Source organism: Streptomyces sp. SID3212, from assembly GCF_009865405.1.
Lineage (GTDB): Bacteria > Actinomycetota > Actinomycetes > Streptomycetales > Streptomycetaceae > Streptomyces.
Window position 1 is genome coordinate 1 of record NZ_WWJY01000561.1, and the last position, 2230, is coordinate 2230.

Sequence of the window (2230 nt, forward strand, 5' to 3'; positions counted from 1 at the left end):
CGGGCGAGGCACTGGCGGCCGAGGGGCGGCGGGCGGGGGTGCGCTTCCCGACCGCGCCGCACGACGAGCGGTATCTGTGGCTCGAACCGGCGGGGGCGGGCGCTCCGGTTCCGGCGGCACCCGAACGGGCCGAGCCGCCGGCGGACGTACCGCTGACGTCCGAGATACCCGTGGCGGCCACCGCCCCGACCGCCCGGACCTGGACCGATCACCCCGAGGCCGCCGAGCACGTGGTCCTCGGCCGTCCGACCCTCCCCGGCGCCGGATACCCGGGCAAGGTCGCCGAGTTGCTCGGACGCGACACCTTCGGGCTGCGGGACATGACCTTCCGGGCGGCCGTCCGCCTTCCCGCGACCCTCGTCGCGGAGCGTGAAGGACCGGGCGTGGTGTTCCGGGACGGTACCGGCGCGGTGGTGTGCAGCGCGGACGTGACCGAGGTGTCCGAAGTGCCGGACGGCGACAGCTTGTTCGCCGACCGTTCCCTCTCCGACCGTTCCCTCCCCGATCTTTCCCTTCCCGACCTGTCGTCTCCCGACCTGGTGTCCGAGCGCGGATTCAGCCCGGTCGCCCCGGACGAGATGTACCGCGCCTTCGACCGGAACGGCCTCAGCTACGGCGCGGGCTTCCGCTCCGTGACCGCGCTGGCCACCGCCCCGGGAGGCCGGGCGCTCGGCACCCTGAGCGCCGCCGTCGTCCCGGACGCCGGGCTCGTGGACGCGCGGCTGCTCGACGGCGCCTTCCAGGTGGCTCTCGCCGCGTGTGGGGCGGAGGGGCTGTACGTCCCCTTCACCATCGAGCGGCTGACCGTACGGGGACGGCTCTCCGGAGAGGTACGGGTGTACGCGCGCCGGGACCGCGACAGCGCGCCGGACTCCGGCCTGCTGACCGCGAGCCTCGTGGTGCTGGACGGCACCCGGCCCGTACTGGAGGCCAAGGGGATCACCTGGAAGCGCCTCTCCCCGCCACGGCTGACGGACGCACGACCGGCCGGGTCGGCGCCGGTCCGGGCCCCCCGGCCCGCGACCACCGGTCCCGCCGCGCGCAACGGACACGGGCCCTCCGTGTCCCGGGCCGGCGGACTGGGACCGGCGCTGGCGCAGTGGGTCGCCCAGGCCCTGGAGATCGACGTCGAAACACTGGAGCTGGACAGGCCGTTGCAGGAGCAGGGCCTCGACTCCATGCTCGCCGTCTCCCTGGCCCAGGACATCCGCTCGAAGCTGGACGTCGACATCCCGGTCACCCTCGTCCTCGAAACGGGCACGGTCGCCAAACTGGCGGCGGAACTGCGCGACGAGTACGGCGTCACGTCCGGGCCAGCCCCGGTGGAACCGGCCCGAGGCGGGTCGCCGTCCCCGGCAGCGGGCACGGACCCCGCGCCCCGTCCCGCCGAAGTCGCCGCTCCCTTCGTCGAAGTCGCGCCTCTTCCCGCCGAAGTCACGCCTCCTCCGGCCGAGTTGTCCCCCGTACTGGCGCACACCACCGCCTCGGAGGCGGCACAGGACACCGACCGCCATGACATCGCCATCGTCGGGGTCGACGGCGTCTTCCCCGGTGCCGCCGACACGACCGAGCTGTGGCGGGTGCTGACGGACCGCGAGGACTGCCTCAAGGAAGTCCCCAAGGACCGCTGGGACATCGACGCCTACTACTCCACGGACGCCGCACCCGGAACGGTTTATCTGCGCCGGGCCGGCTTCGTCGACGAACTCACCGGCTTCGACGCCGGGTTCTTCCAGATCTCCCCGGCCGAGGCACGCTGGATCGACCCGCAGCAACGCCACCTCGTCCAGTCCGCCTGGCGGGCCCTGGAGGACGCGGGACTGGCGGGCGACGCCCGGAACCGGTCCGTGGGAGTCTTTGTCGGGGCGAGCTACCAGCACTACCGGGACGTCGTGGTCGGTGACATCGTCCAGACGGCGGCCGGGCTCGGCAACCACAACGCGATCCTCGCGAACCGGGTGAGCTACTTCCTGGATCTGCGGGGTCCGAGCATGACGATCGACACGTTGTGTTCGTCGTCGCTGGTGGCGTTGCACACGGCTGTACGGAGCATCCGCGACGGCGAGTGCGAACAGGCCGTCGTCGCCGGGGTGCACCTGGGAATGTCCCCGCAGTACTTCCAACTCGGCTCCCGGCTCCGGTCGTTCTCGCCCTCGGGCCGGTCCCGGGCGTTCGACGCGGCGGCGGACGGGTTTGTGCCGGGGGAGGGCGTGGTCACGGTGGTGATCAA

The 2230-nt window shown here is 72.9% G+C and carries 1 protein-coding gene; it reads left to right on the forward strand.

The genetic code is table 11. The annotated features are described in order from the left end of the window. On the forward strand, positions 1-2230 hold a 2230-nt coding region (locus tag GT042_RS16940; RefSeq protein ID WP_202532951.1), incomplete at both ends, for a beta-ketoacyl synthase N-terminal-like domain-containing protein.